General features: G+C 70.1%; 14 protein-coding genes. 4 read left to right on the top strand and 10 right to left on the bottom strand.

Annotation, left to right across the window (positions count from 1 at the left end; genetic code table 11):
* Window positions 1-80: 80 nt before the first annotated feature.
* Window positions 81-566, top strand: coding sequence for a glutathione peroxidase (locus ACQEU1_RS01425; RefSeq protein WP_433195317.1), 486 nt, complete (start codon window positions 81-83; stop codon window positions 564-566).
* Here ACQEU1_RS01425 and ACQEU1_RS01420 read toward each other — a convergent pair.
* The gene (locus ACQEU1_RS01420; protein ID WP_433195315.1) at window positions 563-1,858 is read right to left on the bottom strand and encodes an MFS transporter; all 1,296 of its coding nucleotides are present in this window, start codon (window positions 1,856-1,858) and stop codon (window positions 563-565) included. The two genes, ACQEU1_RS01425 and ACQEU1_RS01420, sit on opposite strands and share 4 nt — an antisense overlap.
* A gap of 166 nt (window positions 1,859-2,024) precedes the next feature.
* Here ACQEU1_RS01420 and ACQEU1_RS01415 point away from each other — a divergent pair, with 166 nt between their 5' ends.
* Window positions 2,025-3,143: a carboxylesterase family protein gene (locus tag ACQEU1_RS01415; protein WP_433195313.1), complete on the top strand. Its 1,119-nt coding sequence runs from the start codon at window positions 2,025-2,027 to the stop codon at window positions 3,141-3,143.
* 93 nt (window positions 3,144-3,236) lie between these two features.
* A complete protein-coding gene (locus tag ACQEU1_RS01410; RefSeq protein ID WP_433195311.1) occupies window positions 3,237-4,082 on the top strand; it encodes an AfsR/SARP family transcriptional regulator in 846 nt (281 codons plus the stop codon).
* On the opposite strand, the gene ACQEU1_RS01405 is transcribed toward ACQEU1_RS01410, so the two are convergent.
* From ACQEU1_RS01405 to ACQEU1_RS01395, 3 genes are read right to left on the bottom strand one after another with little or no spacing between them, the layout of a single operon-like run.
* Window positions 4,053-4,571, bottom strand: coding sequence for a flavin reductase family protein (locus ACQEU1_RS01405; RefSeq protein ID WP_433195308.1), 519 nt, complete (start codon window positions 4,569-4,571; stop codon window positions 4,053-4,055). The genes ACQEU1_RS01410 and ACQEU1_RS01405 overlap by 30 nt on opposite strands.
* A 10-nt stretch (window positions 4,572-4,581) precedes the next feature.
* On the bottom strand, window positions 4,582-6,666 hold the full coding sequence (locus ACQEU1_RS01400; protein WP_433195306.1) for a tetratricopeptide repeat protein: 2,085 nt from the start codon (window positions 6,664-6,666) through the stop codon (window positions 4,582-4,584).
* Window positions 6,667-6,677: 11 nt separating this feature from the next.
* A complete protein-coding gene (locus ACQEU1_RS01395) occupies window positions 6,678-7,883 on the bottom strand; it encodes a hypothetical protein (protein WP_433195304.1) in 1,206 nt (401 codons plus the stop codon).
* An 835-nt stretch (window positions 7,884-8,718) separates the two neighbouring features.
* Between ACQEU1_RS01395 and ACQEU1_RS01390 the strand changes: the two genes are divergently transcribed.
* Entirely contained in the window at window positions 8,719-9,639 is a 921-nt protein-coding gene (locus tag ACQEU1_RS01390; protein WP_433195302.1) for a LysR substrate-binding domain-containing protein, read from the top strand.
* On the opposite strand, the gene ACQEU1_RS01385 is transcribed toward ACQEU1_RS01390, so the two are convergent.
* From ACQEU1_RS01385 to ACQEU1_RS01360, 6 genes are all read right to left on the bottom strand, one after another.
* The gene (locus ACQEU1_RS01385; protein WP_433195300.1) at window positions 9,636-10,613 is read right to left on the bottom strand and encodes an amidohydrolase family protein; all 978 of its coding nucleotides are present in this window, start codon (window positions 10,611-10,613) and stop codon (window positions 9,636-9,638) included. The genes ACQEU1_RS01390 and ACQEU1_RS01385 overlap by 4 nt on opposite strands.
* Window positions 10,614-10,615: 2 nt before the next feature.
* A complete protein-coding gene (locus ACQEU1_RS01380) occupies window positions 10,616-11,134 on the bottom strand; it encodes a 3-hydroxyanthranilate 3,4-dioxygenase (protein ID WP_433195298.1) in 519 nt (172 codons plus the stop codon).
* Window positions 11,131-11,550 (bottom strand): RidA family protein, encoded by a 420-nt coding sequence (locus ACQEU1_RS01375; protein WP_433195296.1) that lies wholly within the window; start codon window positions 11,548-11,550, stop codon window positions 11,131-11,133. The genes ACQEU1_RS01380 and ACQEU1_RS01375 overlap by 4 nt, the downstream gene beginning before the upstream one ends.
* Window positions 11,547-12,275 carry a 2-keto-4-pentenoate hydratase gene (locus tag ACQEU1_RS01370; protein WP_433195294.1) on the bottom strand — a complete coding sequence of 243 codons (729 nt, stop codon included), beginning with the start codon at window positions 12,273-12,275 and terminating at the stop codon, window positions 11,547-11,549. Before ACQEU1_RS01370 ends, ACQEU1_RS01375 begins: the two co-directional genes overlap by 4 nt.
* Complete coding sequence (locus tag ACQEU1_RS01365) at window positions 12,260-13,699, bottom strand: 2-hydroxymuconic semialdehyde dehydrogenase (protein WP_433195292.1); 1,440 nt, start codon at window positions 13,697-13,699, stop codon at window positions 12,260-12,262. The genes ACQEU1_RS01370 and ACQEU1_RS01365 overlap by 16 nt, the downstream gene beginning before the upstream one ends.
* 83 nt (window positions 13,700-13,782) lie before the next feature.
* Entirely contained in the window at window positions 13,783-14,634 is an 852-nt protein-coding gene (locus ACQEU1_RS01360; RefSeq protein ID WP_433195290.1) for an alpha/beta fold hydrolase, read from the bottom strand.
* Window positions 14,635-14,738 lie beyond the last annotated feature (104 nt).

The following is a 14,738-nucleotide window of genomic DNA, read 5'->3' as shown; positions in this document are numbered from 1 at the left end:
TGTCCCCGGACCTCGCGCGCAACGTGCACGTTGTGTGCTGGTTGTGTAACGGCTCCATGCCATGAACTAGGTTCAAGCTCATGGAGATCTACGACATCCCGGTCCACACCCTCGCGGGCGAGCCCGGCGACCTGAGCGCGCTCAAGGGCAAGGTCGCGCTCGTCGTCAACGTCGCCTCGCGCTGCGGCCTCACCCCGCAGTACGCGGGCCTGGAGCGGCTGCAGGAGAAGTACGGGGCCGAGGGCTTCTCCGTGGTCGGCTTCCCGTGCAACCAGTTCATGGGCCAGGAGCCGGGCACGTCCGAGGAGATCGCCACGTTCTGCTCCGCCACCTACGGGGTCTCGTTCCCGCTGTTCGAGAAGATCGAGGTCAACGGACCTGGTCAGCACCCGGTCTACCAGGAGCTGACCAGGCACGCCGACGCCGACGGCACGGCCGGTGACGTGCAGTGGAACTTCGAGAAGTTCCTCGTCTCGCGGGACGGGCAGGTGCTCGCCCGGTTCCGTCCGCGCACCGAGCCCGAGGACGCCTCGATCACCGAGGCGATCGAGGCCGCCCTGCGCTAGGCGGCGACGGGAGCAGCGCTGCGGACCGGGGACGTCCGGAACGCCAGCACCGCGGCCAGCAGGCTCAGCGCGCACACCGCCGTGATGTAGGCGCTGACCCCGGTCGTGGCACCGGTCTCGTTCAGGATCGCCGTGGACACGAGCGGCGCCAGGCCACCGCCGAGCAGGGCCGCGAGCTGCAGCAGCAGCGACGAGCCCGAGTAGCGGACGTTGGCCGGGAACGTGTCCGCGACGATCGCCCCCTGCACGCAGTGGGTGATCGGGATGATCAGGCCCATGCCGACCAGCGCGACGACGATGACGGCCGTGCTCTTCGTGTTGAGCAACGGGAAGAACGCGGCCGCCCACACCAGCAGCGCCACCGAGCCCCACAGGAACATGCCGCGCCGCCCGCGACGGTCCGCAATGGACGTCCACAGAGGAATCGTGAGGAACCACAGCGCGGCCGCGATCGTCACGGTGATCAGCAGGAACTGCCGGTTCAGCCCGAGTTGCGCGGTGCCGTAGGAAAGGCTGAACACCAGGAACAGGTACGCGACCGCCGAGTTCGCGATGCTGAGCACCAGGATCAGCACCAGCTTGCCCGCGCCGACCGACAGCGCCTCCTTCAGCGGGAAGGCCACGATCTCGCGGCGTTCGACCGCCTTCGCGAACGACGGGGTCTCGGTCACCCGCATCCGGATGACCAGGCCGACCACCACCAGCGCGGCGCTGAGCAGGAACGGGACGCGCCAGCCCCACGACGTGAAGGCCGCGGAGGGCATCACCGTGCTGGTGATCAGGAAGACCGTGTTGGCCAGCACCAGACCGGCGGGCGTGCCCATCTGCGGGAAGCCCGCGTACCGGTTGCGCTGGTCGGACGGCGCGTGTTCCAGGGCCATCAGGTTCGCGCCCGCGTTCTCGCCACCGAGGCCGATGCCCTGCACGACGCGCAACGCGACCAGCAGGATCGGCGCCCACACGCCGATCGTGGCGAAGCCGGGCAGCACGCCGATCAGCGTCGAGCCGATTCCCATCAGCACCAACGACACCACGAGTGTCATCTTGCGGCCGATGCGGTCGCCGTAGTGGCCGAACACCAGTCCGCCGAGCGGGCGGGCGATGAACCCGACGGCGAACGTGCTGAACGCGGCCAGCGTGCCGGCCGCCGGCGACAGCGACGGGAAGAACTGCTTGTTGAAGATCAGCGCGGAAGCCGTGCCGTACAAGAAGAAGTCGTACCACTCCAGCGTCGCGCCGGTGAGTGTCGCGAGCGCGACCTTCCGTTGCGACGTGGCGGCTCGTTCACTCATGGTGGCCTGCCAGGGGTCGGGGGTGACGGGGTGTGCTGGCCGAAAGCGTGACCTGGGTCGCACAGCCGCACAAATACCGATCAGCGCCCTCGCCATGCCCGCACGGCTATACCGGCTGCCAGAATCCGCATTTGCCGCGCATGGCGCGAGGCGGGACGGTGAGGTGGTGACAGTCCGAACCGGTCCCCTGCGCTACGCCACCGCCGCCCGTTTCGGCATGCCCGCGCGTGCCCGCTCGGAGCGGTCGTCCGGCCAGATCAGCCCGCAGCCGCGGTCGAGACTCGAAGCCGTCATGGGACCGCCGCTCGACGACCGGCCGCAGGGCGAGGACTGCCTGAACCTGTCGATCTCGACACCCGCGTGCGACAGCGGCCGGCGCCCGGTGCTGGTGTGGCTGCACGGTGGCGGGTTCAGCAGCGGCGCGGGCCTGCTCGACTGGTACGACGGCTCGGCGCTGTCCGCGGAGGGCGATGTCGTCGTGGTGAGCGTCAACTACCGTTTGGGCGCGTTGGGTTTCCTCGTCGCGGACGACGTGAGCGACGGCAACCTGGGGCTGCTCGACCAGGTCGAGGCGCTGCGGTGGGTGCGCGACAACATCGACCGGTTCGGCGGCGACCCGGAGCAGGTCACGGTGTTCGGGCAGTCGGCGGGCGCGCTGTCCGTCCTTCTGCTGCTCGACCACCCCGAACGGCTGTTCCGGCGCGCGGTCCTGCAGAGCCTCCCGCACGGCGTCGAAGCGTTGGCCCGCAACGAGGCCGCCGAGACGGGCACCGAGTTCGCCGGGCTGCTGCGCGGGCTGCTGTTCTCCGCCTCTCCCAGGGAGATCGTCCACGCCCAGACGGAGATCGCCCGGCGCCGCACGGGAGTGACCATGGCGTTCCGGCCCGTCGTCACGCCGTGGGAGCCAAAGGACTTGACCGGTGTCGAGATCGTTCACGGGTGGAACGCCGACGAGATGACGGCGTTCGGTGGCGAACGGAACGGCGGCGTGTTCGCGGACGACGGCTTCGCGCACCGGATGGAGCAACGCGGCGCGCGGGTGTTCACCTACTACAACGCCTGGCGCCCGGCCGGTTCCGCCTACGGGGCGACGCACTGCGTCGAATTGCCACTGCTGCTGGGGTCCGCACGGGCGTGGGCGGGGTCGCCGATGCTCGGTGACATGCCTTGGGAGGACGTGGATCGGCTCGGCCGCGGCCTGCGCTCCTCGTGGATCTCCTTTGCCAGGAACGGGATCCCCGGCCCGACGGACGGCCTCCCCATCAGCTGGCCGAGTGTGCCATAGGACGGACCGGCAGTTTCCAGGTGAGCACTACCTAACGGACGGTCGCCTGGTGAACACTCTCGGAGTCGGACATACCGGGAGGCGGCGATACGCGTGACAACGGGAGACGAACCGCCGCAGTTCCGGGTCCTCGGCACGTTCGAGGTGACGCGGGGCAACCGCCGCTGCACCCCGACGGCGTTGAAGCAACGCGCGTTGCTGGCGCTGCTCGCCTTGCACGCCAACGAGTTCGTGCCGACGAGTCGCATCGTGGACCAGCTGTGGACGCGCGGCGCGCCCCGTTCCGCGGTCGCCGCGCTGCACGGCTACGTCACGTCCGTGCGGCGCGTTCTCGCCCCTGGCTGGAACTCGCGCACCTCGCACCCCATGCTCAACACCCGTCCCTCGGGATACGTGCTCAGCCTGGAGCCGGATCAGCTGGACGTGACCAGGTTCCGCGAGCTGGCGCGGCAGGGACAGCTGGCGATGGCCACCAACGACTGCCGGCACGCGCGGGAGCGGTTCGGTGCCGCACTGGCGTTGTGGCGGGGCGCCCCGCTCGCGGACCTGCGCGAGACGGGCATCTTCGAGCACGACATCGCACGGCTGAAGAAGGAGTACCTCGAACTGCTGCGCAACAGGTTCGACGTCATGCTCTGCAACGGCGACGGGCACCTGGCCGTGTTCGACCTGGAGGAGCTGTGCCGCACCTACCCGTTGTGGGAGGGTTTCCACGAGCAGCTGATGCTCGCGCTGTGCCAGGCCGAACGCCGTGCGGACGCGTTGACGGCGTACGCGCGGGCGTACCGGCTGCTGACGACTCAGGCCGGCATCGAACCGGGGCCGCGGCTGCGGGCCATGCACCAGCTGATCCTCACCGGCGAGGACCCGTTCGACCGGGAGCACCGGCACGAACGGGTGCTCACCGGGCTACAGCTGGCGCACACCGTTTCTCCTTAGCCCCCAGTCGAAGAGGCGGCGGTAGAAGACGAGCGGCTCGGCCTCCTGGACCTCCGCCCGCGTCACCTCGCCGATCAGGACGGTGTGGTCACCGTGGTCCATGACGGCGGAAGTGGTGCAGCGCAGGTAGATCGGCGCCGCGCACAGCCGGGGCACCGACCCGTCCCACGCCCACACGACGTCGGCGAACTTGTCGGCACCTCGGCTCGCGAACGTCCGCGCGGTGCGTTCCTGCGCGCTGCCGAGCACGTGCACCCCGAACTCCGCGCTGAGCGTCAACGGCTCGCAGCACCGTGACGCGTGATCGACGACCACGAGCACGGACGGCGGATCCACGCTGTACGAACAGATCGAGGACACCAGCAGTCCGCACGGCCGGCCGTTCCCCTGCCGCGTCGTGACGACGGCGAGGCCGGAGACCAGCCGGCTCATGGCGTCGGTGAACGTGGCCACCGGGAGCCCGGCGGCCACGTTCTCCGTTGCTGTCACGGCGTTTCCCCTAGCTGACCGACGCCGCGGCGCAGAGTTCCCTGCGCTGGCGGGCGTCCTCGTCGTCGGTCACCGCGAGCACCGCGTCGTAGTCGAGGATCGCGGCCGCGAGCTCGCCGGACTCCTCGTACGCGATCGCGCGGTTGTACCGGACCTCCGGGTTGTCGTCGAGCGTCAACGCCCGGCTCAGGTAGCTGATCGCGTCGGTCAGCTCGCCGGACGCCACCGCGATCGTGCCGCGGATGGCCCACGCCTCGGCGAGCTTGTCGTTGCGCTGCACGGCCTGCGCCAACGCCTCGGAGGCAGCCGCGTACTCGTCCTGCTCGACCAGCAGCTGGCCCTTGAGGCACAGCAGGTGCGCGTTGGCCGGCGCCAGTTCGAGAGCGGCGGCGACGTCACGCCACGCCCCGTCGACGTCGCCGTTGGCCAGCAGGTACCCGGCCCGGTTGATGCGCGCGTCGACGTGCTTCGGGTCGAGCTCGATGACGTAGCCGAAGTCCGCCATCGCGCCCTCTACGTCACCGAGCGCCAGCCGTGCGTCGCCGATGTTGTAGTACGCCTCGGGGAACGGCGGCGAGAGCCGCAGCGCCTCGCGGTAGGCCTCGATCGCCTCCTCGTCGCGGCCGAGCTTGCGCAGCACGTTGCCCACGTTGAAGTGGTGCTCGGGGAAGTTCGGGTCGCGTTCGAGCACGTAGCTGTAGTCGGCGAGCGCGTCGTCGAGCCTGCCCATCGCGCCGTAGACCTGCGCCCGGTTGTAGCGCAGCACGAGCCGGTGCAGCACGTGCTCGTCCGGTTCGAGGTCGCGGTCGAGCCGCGCCATCCCCTCGTTGACCAGGTCGAGCGCCACCTGCGGCTTCTGCTCGCGGACCTCGACCAGCGCGAGGCCGTTGCGGGTGAAGACGGACTGGAAGGCTTCCTTCTTCGGGTCCGTGAGCTGCGAGGCGATCGCGATGGCGAGGTTCATCCACGCCCGTGCGCGCACGTAGTCGCGTTCGGCCTCGGAGTAGTGCCGGGCGTGCAGCATGGCCGTGGAGTAGGCCAGTTCCAGGTGCGTGCCCGCGTCCGTGGAGGCCGCACGGCCCTCGACGTAGAGGGTCTCGGCCTCGGCGGCCCGCCCGACGGCGGCCAGCACGATGCCGGTCTGGAAGGTGAGGTGCCACCACAGGTCCGGGTCGGTCTCGCGGTCCGCCGCCGCCCGGCCGCGCAGGCCGTGGTCCGCGGCGGCCTGGTAGAGCCCGACCTTGTGGCAGTGGTCCAGCGCGACCCGCAACGCCTGCGCGCCGGCTCCGGCGGGGTCGCCGCCGTGCTCCAGGTGGAACGGGATCGCGCCGAGCCGCAGCGAGAAGTCGCCGGACTCGGCGAGCTTCGCGGCGCGTGCGTCGTGCAGTGCCGCACGCGCCTCGGCCGGGAGTTCGAGGTAGGCGGCGAGCAGCCGCGGGTCGTCGTCCGTGCCGTCACTGTCCACATAGGCCTGGGCGAGGTCGCCGGTCAGCGGCACGTCCTGCCCGGGTTCACCGTCCACGACCTGCGCGTGCGCGGCGATCGTCTGCGCCAGCGACACGTCGATCTCGCCGCGCGGGTCCGCCAGCGGCTCGCGGCTCGTGCCGACGACGACGGTCAGGTCCGGGATGTCGCTCCGCCGCAGCAGGACGGCGATGAACTCCTGGTCGGACGCGTCGGCCTCGTGCGCGTTCTCGATCACGAGCGTGCGCGGCCCGCCGTCGAGGGCGGTGAGGTAGTCGCGCAGCAGCTCGGCCAGGCCGTTCGCGATGTTGCGGGTGTGCAGCCGGGAGTAGTAGCGGGTGCGTTCGCTGTCCTGCACCGCCCATTCGAGCGTGTGCCACGCGCTCGGCACCCGTCCCGCGAGCTCCGGCGTGGTCGTGAGCAGCTCGATGTTGTGCCGCTCGGCCAGTTCCGGGCAGCGTTCCAGCAGGTCGTCGGCGATCTGGCGGAACAGCGCGCCGGCAGCCGTGTACGGACCGCGCAGCCGCCGGTGGGCGTCGAGGACCGCCCAGACCGGCGGCAGCTCCAGTGCGGCGAGGGCGTGGGCCCGGTCGCGCCGCCGGTCGGCGCGGATCCAGAAGCGGCTGTCCATGGTGCGTCCTTTCAGTGAATGACGTGGTGCAGACGACGGTCGCGGCGCGCCTTGACCCGTTCGCGGACCATGAGCCAGCCGAGGACCGCGCACTGCGCGAGCGCCACGGCGCCGAAGACGATCGAGTCGAGCAGCTGGGCCGTCGGCACGCCGTCACCCGTGAGCCGCCCGAGGACGCCGGTGACGAACCGGTACAGCACGGGGGCGCCTGCCAGCACGAACGTCGTGAGGCTCGCGGTGTACCCGACGACGACGAGCCACGAGTACCAGCGCCCGACCTTGCGGTCGACGGGGTGCAGCAGGTCCTCGTCCGTCTCCTGCCTGCCGAAGAGCCTGCGCACCCGGTTGCGGAAGATCTGCAACGCTGCGCCGTGCAGGTCGACGCACCCGAGCACGGTGCTGACCAGCACGTAGATGTCCGTGCGCAGGTACAGGAAGAACTGCCAGATCACCCGCAGCAGCGCGGCGAACGCGACGGCCAGCAGGAACCGCCCGAGCCCCGACAGCGAGCCGTCCGGGTGCCGGGTCAGGTCCGCGGCGACGGTGCACGCGGCGATCCCGAGCACGTCCGCGAGCAGCCCGGCCACGATGGGCAGATAACGCTGCCTGCGCGGCACCGCGACGAGCCCGTCGAGCGAGGTCTCCAGCACGATGAAGTAGAGCCGCCGACCTATTCGCAACCGTGATCGCACACCCAGCCGCCGACCCGCGAGCGCGTGGAACGACTCGTGCAGGAACAACAGCGGAATCGCGGCGAGGAACAGCCCGACCTGAATGACCATGTAATAGTCGGAGAAGAAGATGTTGTGATAGGTGGGCCTCAAATCCGCGTTGAACACCATCGCGGAGAGTCCCCAGATCGTCAAAGCCGCGTAAACGACCCAAGCGAACGGCGAGAACAACGCCCTGCCGAGATCGCTGAACCGCACCGGCGCCTTCTCGGCGGCCACCTCGCCGGTGCCGCGAACGAGGTCGAGCTCCTCCAGCCCCGCGAGGACGTCCTCGACGTCGACCTCTTCCCCGTACTCGCGCTCGAACCACGCCGCCGCCTCGCGCGGGGTGTCGCCGTCGACCAGCCGCCGCACGAGTGCGGCTCCCTCACCGGGGAAGATGCCGTACGAGTCGACGTCGGCCCGCCCGATCGTCACCTCGTCGCCGTCCTCCAGGAACACCAGCGGGTGCAACGGCACCGGCCGGTCCAGATCGAACTCGGTCACGACGTTCCTCCCCCGCGAAGTCGGATGCGCTGAGCGCGCGAGCCCAGCGCATCCGCGTCTCGCCTTAGGCCGGCTTGACGTTGTACTGCGAGCAGGCGGCCGCCGTGAGGCGGACCGGGCCGACCTTGCGAATGGTGATTCGCTTCATCTGAGCCTTGGGCTTCTGCATGAGAACTCCTCCCTCCGGTGAACTTCGGACATCCAGGAGTCTGCCCGCGCACACCAAGAAAGCTCCAAGAAGGCTCCAAAATCGATTTGGCCCCGCCCGGGCAACGAAAAGCGAATGGGCAGCATCGCGGCAACCGGAGGAGCGAAAAGCGGACCGGGGAACCAGCGCCGCCACACGCCACCCCGCCTCACTCCCACCCCGCCACACACCACCCCTCCACACACACCACCCCGCCTCACACGCCACGCACGCCACACCTCCACGCACGCACCCCGCCTCACTCCCACCCCGCCACGCACACCACCCCCGCCTCACTCCCAACCCCGCCTCACTCCCAACCCCGCCTCACTCCCAACCCCGCCTCACTCCCAACCCCGCCTCACTCCCAACCCCTCCACGCACACCACGCCTCCACTCACGCCACCCGTCTCACTCCCACCCCGCCTCACTCCCACTCCGCCTCGCTCCTACCCCGCCTCGCTCCCCCTCCGCCCGCTCCCCTCCGCCTTCTCCTCACCCCGGCCCCTCTCCCACCCCCAGCGCACTCCCCACCCCCGGCCCGTTCCCCACCCCCACCCCACCCCGGCCTTCTCCCCACCCCCAGCGAGCTCCCCACCCCCGGCGCGTGCGACGGCCCACCACCCCTCAGGCGCGTAAAGTCGGATCATGAAAACCCCCCGGCTGCTCGACGGCAGGCTGAAGCTGCGCCACCTCGTGCTGCTGGACGCGCTCCTCCGCCAGGGCACCGTCGTGGGTGCCGCGGCCGCCCTCCACGTCACCCAGCCCGTCGTCACCCGCGGCCTGCACGAACTGGAGGAGATCCTCGGCGTCACCCTCTTCGACCGGGGCCCGCGCGGCATCACCCCGACCGTCTACGGCTCCGCGTTCGGCGAGCACGCCAGGGCCGTGCTCGCCCAGCTCAACGAGGCTGGCAGGCACCTGGTCGAACTCGCGGAGGCCGAACGCGGCACCGTCGTCGTGGGCACGCACCTGGCCGGCACCAACGTGTTGCTGCCCAGGGCCATCACCGCGATGAAGCGCAAGCGCCCGAACCTGACGGTGATCGTGCGGGAGGCCGCGCCGGAGCCGTTGCTCGTGGAGTTGGCGGCCGGGCGCGTCGACATGATCGTCGGGCGGCTCACGGCCCCGTCGGACGAGCAGCTCGAACGGCGCAAGCTCTACGACGAGGCGGTGCACCTCGTCGTGCGGGCGTCACATCCGCTGGCGGGCAAGGAGGTCGGGCCGGCGGACCTCGCGAAGCACCCGTGGATCATGCCGGGCGCGGAGACGGTGCTGCGGCGCGAGCTGGAGCAGTTCTTCGCCCGCCACGAGATCGCGATGCCGGTCAACCGGGTGGAGACGACCTCGTTCCTGATCGTGCGGGAACTGCTGGTGGAGAACGACTTCATCGCCGCGCTGCCGAGTCTGATCACGGTCGACGACGAGCGGCTGACGCGCCTCGACGTCCAGCTCGACCAGGTCGGGCACAGCGTGGGGCTGACCTTGCCGTCCCGCACGCTGAGCCCGTCCGCCGAGGCGTTCATCGAGTGCCTCGCCGACATCGCGTCCGAAATGGACGGTCGCTAACCCAGGAACCGCAGTGCGTTGTCGCGCGAGATCAACGACCGTTGCGCGTCGTCGAGGAACGCGCTCTTCGTCACGACCGAGCCGACCGGCCGCTCCCCCAGCGGGTACGGGTAGTCGCTGCCGACCACGACCCGGTCGACGCCGACGGTCTCGACCAGCAGCCGCAACGCGCGTTCGTCGAACACCACCGAGTCGACGTAGAACCGGCCGAGGTAGTGCGACGGCGGGAACTCGGACGTGCCGATCACGTCGTGCCGCTGGTGCCACGCGTTCTCCGTGCGCCCCAGCCAGAACGCGAACGAACCGCCGCCGTGCGCGAAGCAGATCCGCAGCGACGAGTCGATCCGGTCGAACACCCCGCCGAGGATCAGCGCGAGCACGGACAGGTGCGTCTCGGCGGGCATGCCGGTAAGCCACTGCGCCATCCACCGGTCGTTGCGCGGCGTGCTCGCCATGTCCCACGGGTGCACGAACACCGGCACGTCCAGCGAGGCCGCGTGCTGGAGGAACGTCACCACTCCCTCGCTGTCCAGGTCGAGGTCGCCGACGTGGTTGCCGATCTCGACACCGCGATGGCCGCCCGCCACGCAGCGTTCCAGCTCCCGGCACGCCTCGTCCGGGTCCTGCAGCGGCACCTGGCAGAACGGGATCAGCCGGTCCGGCGCGGGTGCGACGATTTCCAGCGCGAGGTCGTTGAAGATCCGCGCGACCTCGGCGGCCTCACCCGAGGGCAGGCCGTAGGAGAAGAACGCCGGCGTGGGCGAGACGACCTGCGCGTCCACGCCGTCGGCGTCCATGTCCGCGAGCCGCAGCGACGCGTCCCAGCAGTTCGCCTGGACGCGCCGGAACTCGCGGGTGCCCATCATGATCATGGCGTCGGACGCCGACTCGACCCGCAGCCACGGCGCGTCCTGCCCGGGAAGCGCCGGCCAGGACCGCGGAACGTAGTGCGTGTGGACGTCGATGATGCCCATGGTCAGCCCTTGCCGGGGTGCAGCGCGCCGCAGTGGGAGCACGTGCGGGCGTCAGTGTCGGCGTAGAACTTCTCGAACACCGGCGGCAGGTCCGCCACGATGTCGCGCACCTGGAGCTCGATCTCGTGCAGCAGGTTCGAGCAGCTCAGGCAGTACCACTGGAACCGCTCGAGCTGGCCCTCCTCACGAACGCGTTCGATCACGAGGCCGATCGAGTCGGGGTCGGGACGCTGCGGTGAGTGCGGGGTGTTGCCGGGCAGCAACCACGTCTCACCCTCGCGGATGTGCACCGTCTCCGGGCCCTCCTTCGTCATGACGTTGACGTGCATGTCGCCCTTGATCTGGAAGAACCACTCCTCGTAGGGCTCGTGGTGGAAGTCGGTGCGGCTGTTGGGGCCGCCGACGATCTGCACGATGAAGTCGTCGCCCAGGGACATCGTCTTGTTCGCGACCGGGGGCTTGAGCAGGTGCCGGTTCTCGTCGATCCAGGCCAGGAAGTTGATCACGGGCGGCAGAGTCATCGGTTCTCCTCAGGCAGGCGGGCGATGGCCTGGATCTCGATCAGCAGGTGCGGGTGGGGCAACTGGTGGACGGCGACGGTCGTGCGGGCCGGGCCGTTCTCGTCGAAGAACGAGGCGTAGACCTCGTTGTAGCCGCCGAAGTCGTTCATGGACACCAGGAACGTCGTCACCTGGGTGACGTCGGCGAGCGTGCAGCCGACCTCGGCGAGGATCGCGGCGATGTTCTCGATCACGGCCTTGGTCTGCGCGCGGACGTCGAGGTTCGTGGTGCCGAGCTCGTCGACCTCGACGCCCGCGAACGTGTTGTCTGGCCGGCGGGAGCTGGTGCCGGAGACGAACACCAGGTCGCCGGACACCTTCACGTGCGGGAACCGGCCGCGCGGGCGGGCGAGTCCGCTGACCGTGCGCGCTGTCATCGCGTCCGTCCTCCGAACGAGACGGGGGCGAGCCCGTCGATCGAGCACTCGACGTAGTCCCCGGAGAGCGGCAGGGCGACGGTCGCGGCGCCCGCCAGCACGACGTACCCGGCCTTCAACGGGATTCCCCGGCGCCGGGCCACCTCTTCCAGCGCCCGCAACGCGTTCGCGGGGTTGCCGAGGATCGCGCTGGTGGAACCTTCGACGTGCGCCGTGCCCGAGGTGAGCCGCACCGCGCGGCCACCCACGTCGGTGACGGGCTGCCAGTCTCCGATGACGTACCCGGCCGCGGAGGTGTTGTCCGCGATCACGTCGGTGTAGGTGAACCTGAAGTCCCGGTAGCGGGAGTCGATGACCTCGATGGCGGCGGCGACAGCGTCGACGCACTCCTCGATCGGGGCGGACCCGTCGACGTCACGGCCCAGCCGGTAGGCGATCTCGGGTTCGACCTTGGGGTGGATGAGGTTCTCGCTCGTCCGGCCCGCCATGCCGCTGGTGAGCCTGCCGACGATCACCTCGGACACGCCCATCTGCTTCATCTTGGCCTCGCTGGTGAAGCCGAGCTTCACGCCGGTGACCGTCTCGCCCGCGCGTTCCCGCAGAGTGATGAGGGCGTGCTGGACCTCGTACGCGTCCTCGACCGTGAGGTCACCGAAGTTCGGGATCTCGGTCGCGGTCGTCTGTGCTTCGTGGAGGGTCTCGGCGATGTTCACAGCTGCACGCACACATTCGTGGGTTCGGTGTAGAAGTGCAGGGACGACTCGCCGCCCTCGCGGCCGATGCCCGACAGGCCCGTGCCGCCGAACGGGGACCGCAGGTCGCGCAGGAACCACGTGTTCACCCACGACATGCCGACGTTCATCGCCTGGGCGACGCGGTGGCCGCGGCGCAGGTCGTTCGTCCACACCGACGCGGCCAGGCCGTAGTCGGTGTCGTTGGCGAGCGCGATCGCCTCGTCCTCGCCGTCGAACGGGATCAGCGCGGCGACCGGGCCGAAGACCTCCTCGCGCACCACGCGGTCGGCGTTGGTGAGGCCGGTCCACAGCGTCGGTTCGATCCACGAGCCGTTGCGCAGTCCCTCGGCCAGGTCCGGGATGCCGCCGCCGGTGATGGCCTTCGCGCCGGACTCCTCGGCGAGCGCGAGGTAGTCGAGCACCTTGCGGCGGTGCTGCTGCGAGATCAACGGGCCGGTCGTCGTCGCCTCGTCGTTGGGGTCGCCGAGCCGCAACGCCCGTGCGCGTTCCACGAGGCCGTCCGCGACGTCGGCGAAGATCGACCGCTGCACGTAGACGCGTTCGGTGCAGAGGCAGACCTGGCCGGTGTTGGTGAAGATCGCCCGGCTCAGCCCGGTGAGGGCCTCGTCGAGGTCCACGTCGTCGAACACGACGGCCGCGTTCTTGCCGCCGAGCTCGAACGACACGGGCCGCACGCGCGGCGCGACGGTCCGCATGACGCGGGTGCCGGTCGCGGTGGAACCGGTGAACGTCACCCCGTCGATGCCGGCGTGGCCGACGAGGAGCTCACCGATGTCACCGTGACCGTGCACCACGTTGTACGCGCCGGCCGGCAGTCCCGCGTCCCTCAGCACCTCGGCCAGCAGCGTCGCCGTACCGGGTGTGAACTCGCTGGGTTTGACCACGACGCTGTTGCCGCACGCGAGCGCCGCCGACACCTTCCACGTGAGCAGCAGCAGAGGAAGGTTCCACGGCACGATGACCGCGACCACGCCGAGAGGCTTGCGCACGGCGTAGTTCAACGCCTTCCTGCCATCGGCGAGGTCGGTGAGGAACGACTCCTGCCCGGCCGCCGACACGACGTCGGCGAACGTGCGGAAGTTGTGCACCGCGCGGGCCACGTCGAGATCGCGGGCGAGGTGGACGGGCTTGCCGGTGTCCGCGACCTCGGCCGCGACGAACTCCTCGAACCGCGCCTCGACGCCGTCGGCCGCGCGCCGCAGCACCGCCGCCCGTTCCCGCACCGGTACCCGGTCCCAGCCCGACGTCGTGGCCGCCGTGACCGCCTGGTCGACCAGCAGCGCGTCGGCGACCTGCACCATCGCGTGCGTCCTGCCGGTCGCCGGGTCGACGTCGCCGAACGCCGCGTCCCGCTCGGCGAAGGCGCCGCCGACGAAGTTGCGGATCATCTCCATGCCCACCACTGTGGACAGGGCCCGCCGTGCTCCGCCAATGCCGTTCTCGCGGCAGGTCATGCCTCTCGGGGCATAGCCTCAGGTCAGGCGAAGGTCTTCGCCAGCACGGTGTCGACGTGCCCGGCGATCTCGTCGGCGGCCTCCTCGATCGCGAAGTGGCCGGTGTCGAGCAGGACGACCTCGGCTTCCGGCACGTCCCTGCGGTAGGCCTCGGCTCCGGCCGGGATGAAGAACGTGTCGTGGCGGCCCCAGACGGCGAGCACGGCCGGCTGCCGTTCGCGCAGCCACGCCTGCCAGGCCGGGTAGCGCTCCAGGTTGGTCTGGTAGTCCCAGAGCAGGGACTTCATGTAGTCCGCGCGGCCGGGCAGGTCGAGCACGGCCTGGTCGGCGAGTGCCTGCTCGGGGTCGATGTGCTCGGGGTCCTTCGCGCCGGTGAGCCACTGGTGGCGGGTGCCTTCGAGGCTCACGACCCAGTCCACGGACTCCTGGTCCACGGACCGGTCCTGCCACCAGCCGTTCAGCACCTGCATGTCCGGGCCGAGACCGTCGGTGTAGGCGTTGCCGTTCTGCGTGATCACGGCCTTGACGCGCTGGTCGTGCTCCAGGGCGACGCGGAAGCCGACCGGTGAGCCGAAGTCGAACATGTAGACGGCGTAGTCGCCGATGCCGAGCTGGTCGATCACGCGGCCGGTGACGTCGGCGAGCCGGTCGAAGGTGGGGTCGCCGGGCAACGGGTCGGACGAGCCGAAGCCGGGGTAGTCGATCGCGACGACGTGCCACGACGCGGCGAGGCGGTCGATCAGCCGCACGTAGGCGCGGGTGCTCGACGGATATCCCGGCAGCAGGACGATCGTCGGCCTGGCCGCGTCCCCGGCCTCGCGGACGAACACCTTCAGGCCGTCGATCTCGACGTGGCGGTGGCGGATGGCGGGCATGGCGTTCTCCCTCGGTTCGATCTAATGGGTAAAGCGACCGTATACACGTTAGGTCACGTGCCGCAAGGCCAGCTGGCGGAAATCTGCTAACGTGTGAGATGTCT

This window comes from Lentzea sp. CA-135723, from assembly GCF_050936595.1.
Taxonomy (GTDB): Bacteria; Actinomycetota; Actinomycetes; order Mycobacteriales; family Pseudonocardiaceae; genus Lentzea.
This window is presented reverse-complemented; position numbering and strand designations above follow the sequence as displayed.

Excerpts from the sequence above, each read along its gene's own strand:
- ACQEU1_RS01425 (WP_433195317.1), top strand. The coding sequence starts at position 81 with ATGGAGATCTACGACATCCCGGTCCACACCCTCGCGGGCGAGCCCGGC.
- ACQEU1_RS01375 (WP_433195296.1), bottom strand. The coding sequence starts at position 11,550 with ATGACAGCGCGCACGGTCAGCGGACTCGCCCGCCCGCGCGGCCGGTTC.
- ACQEU1_RS01360 (WP_433195290.1), bottom strand. The coding sequence starts at position 14,634 with ATGCCCGCCATCCGCCACCGCCACGTCGAGATCGACGGCCTGAAGGTG.
- ACQEU1_RS01380 (WP_433195298.1), bottom strand. The coding sequence starts at position 11,134 with ATGACTCTGCCGCCCGTGATCAACTTCCTGGCCTGGATCGACGAGAAC.
- ACQEU1_RS01390 (WP_433195302.1), top strand. The coding sequence starts at position 8,719 with ATGAAAACCCCCCGGCTGCTCGACGGCAGGCTGAAGCTGCGCCACCTC.
- ACQEU1_RS01365 (WP_433195292.1), bottom strand. The coding sequence starts at position 13,699 with ATGGAGATGATCCGCAACTTCGTCGGCGGCGCCTTCGCCGAGCGGGAC.
- ACQEU1_RS01400 (WP_433195306.1), bottom strand. The coding sequence starts at position 6,666 with ATGGACAGCCGCTTCTGGATCCGCGCCGACCGGCGGCGCGACCGGGCC.
- ACQEU1_RS01420 (WP_433195315.1), bottom strand. The coding sequence starts at position 1,858 with ATGAGTGAACGAGCCGCCACGTCGCAACGGAAGGTCGCGCTCGCGACA.
- ACQEU1_RS01385 (WP_433195300.1), bottom strand. The coding sequence starts at position 10,613 with ATGGGCATCATCGACGTCCACACGCACTACGTTCCGCGGTCCTGGCCG.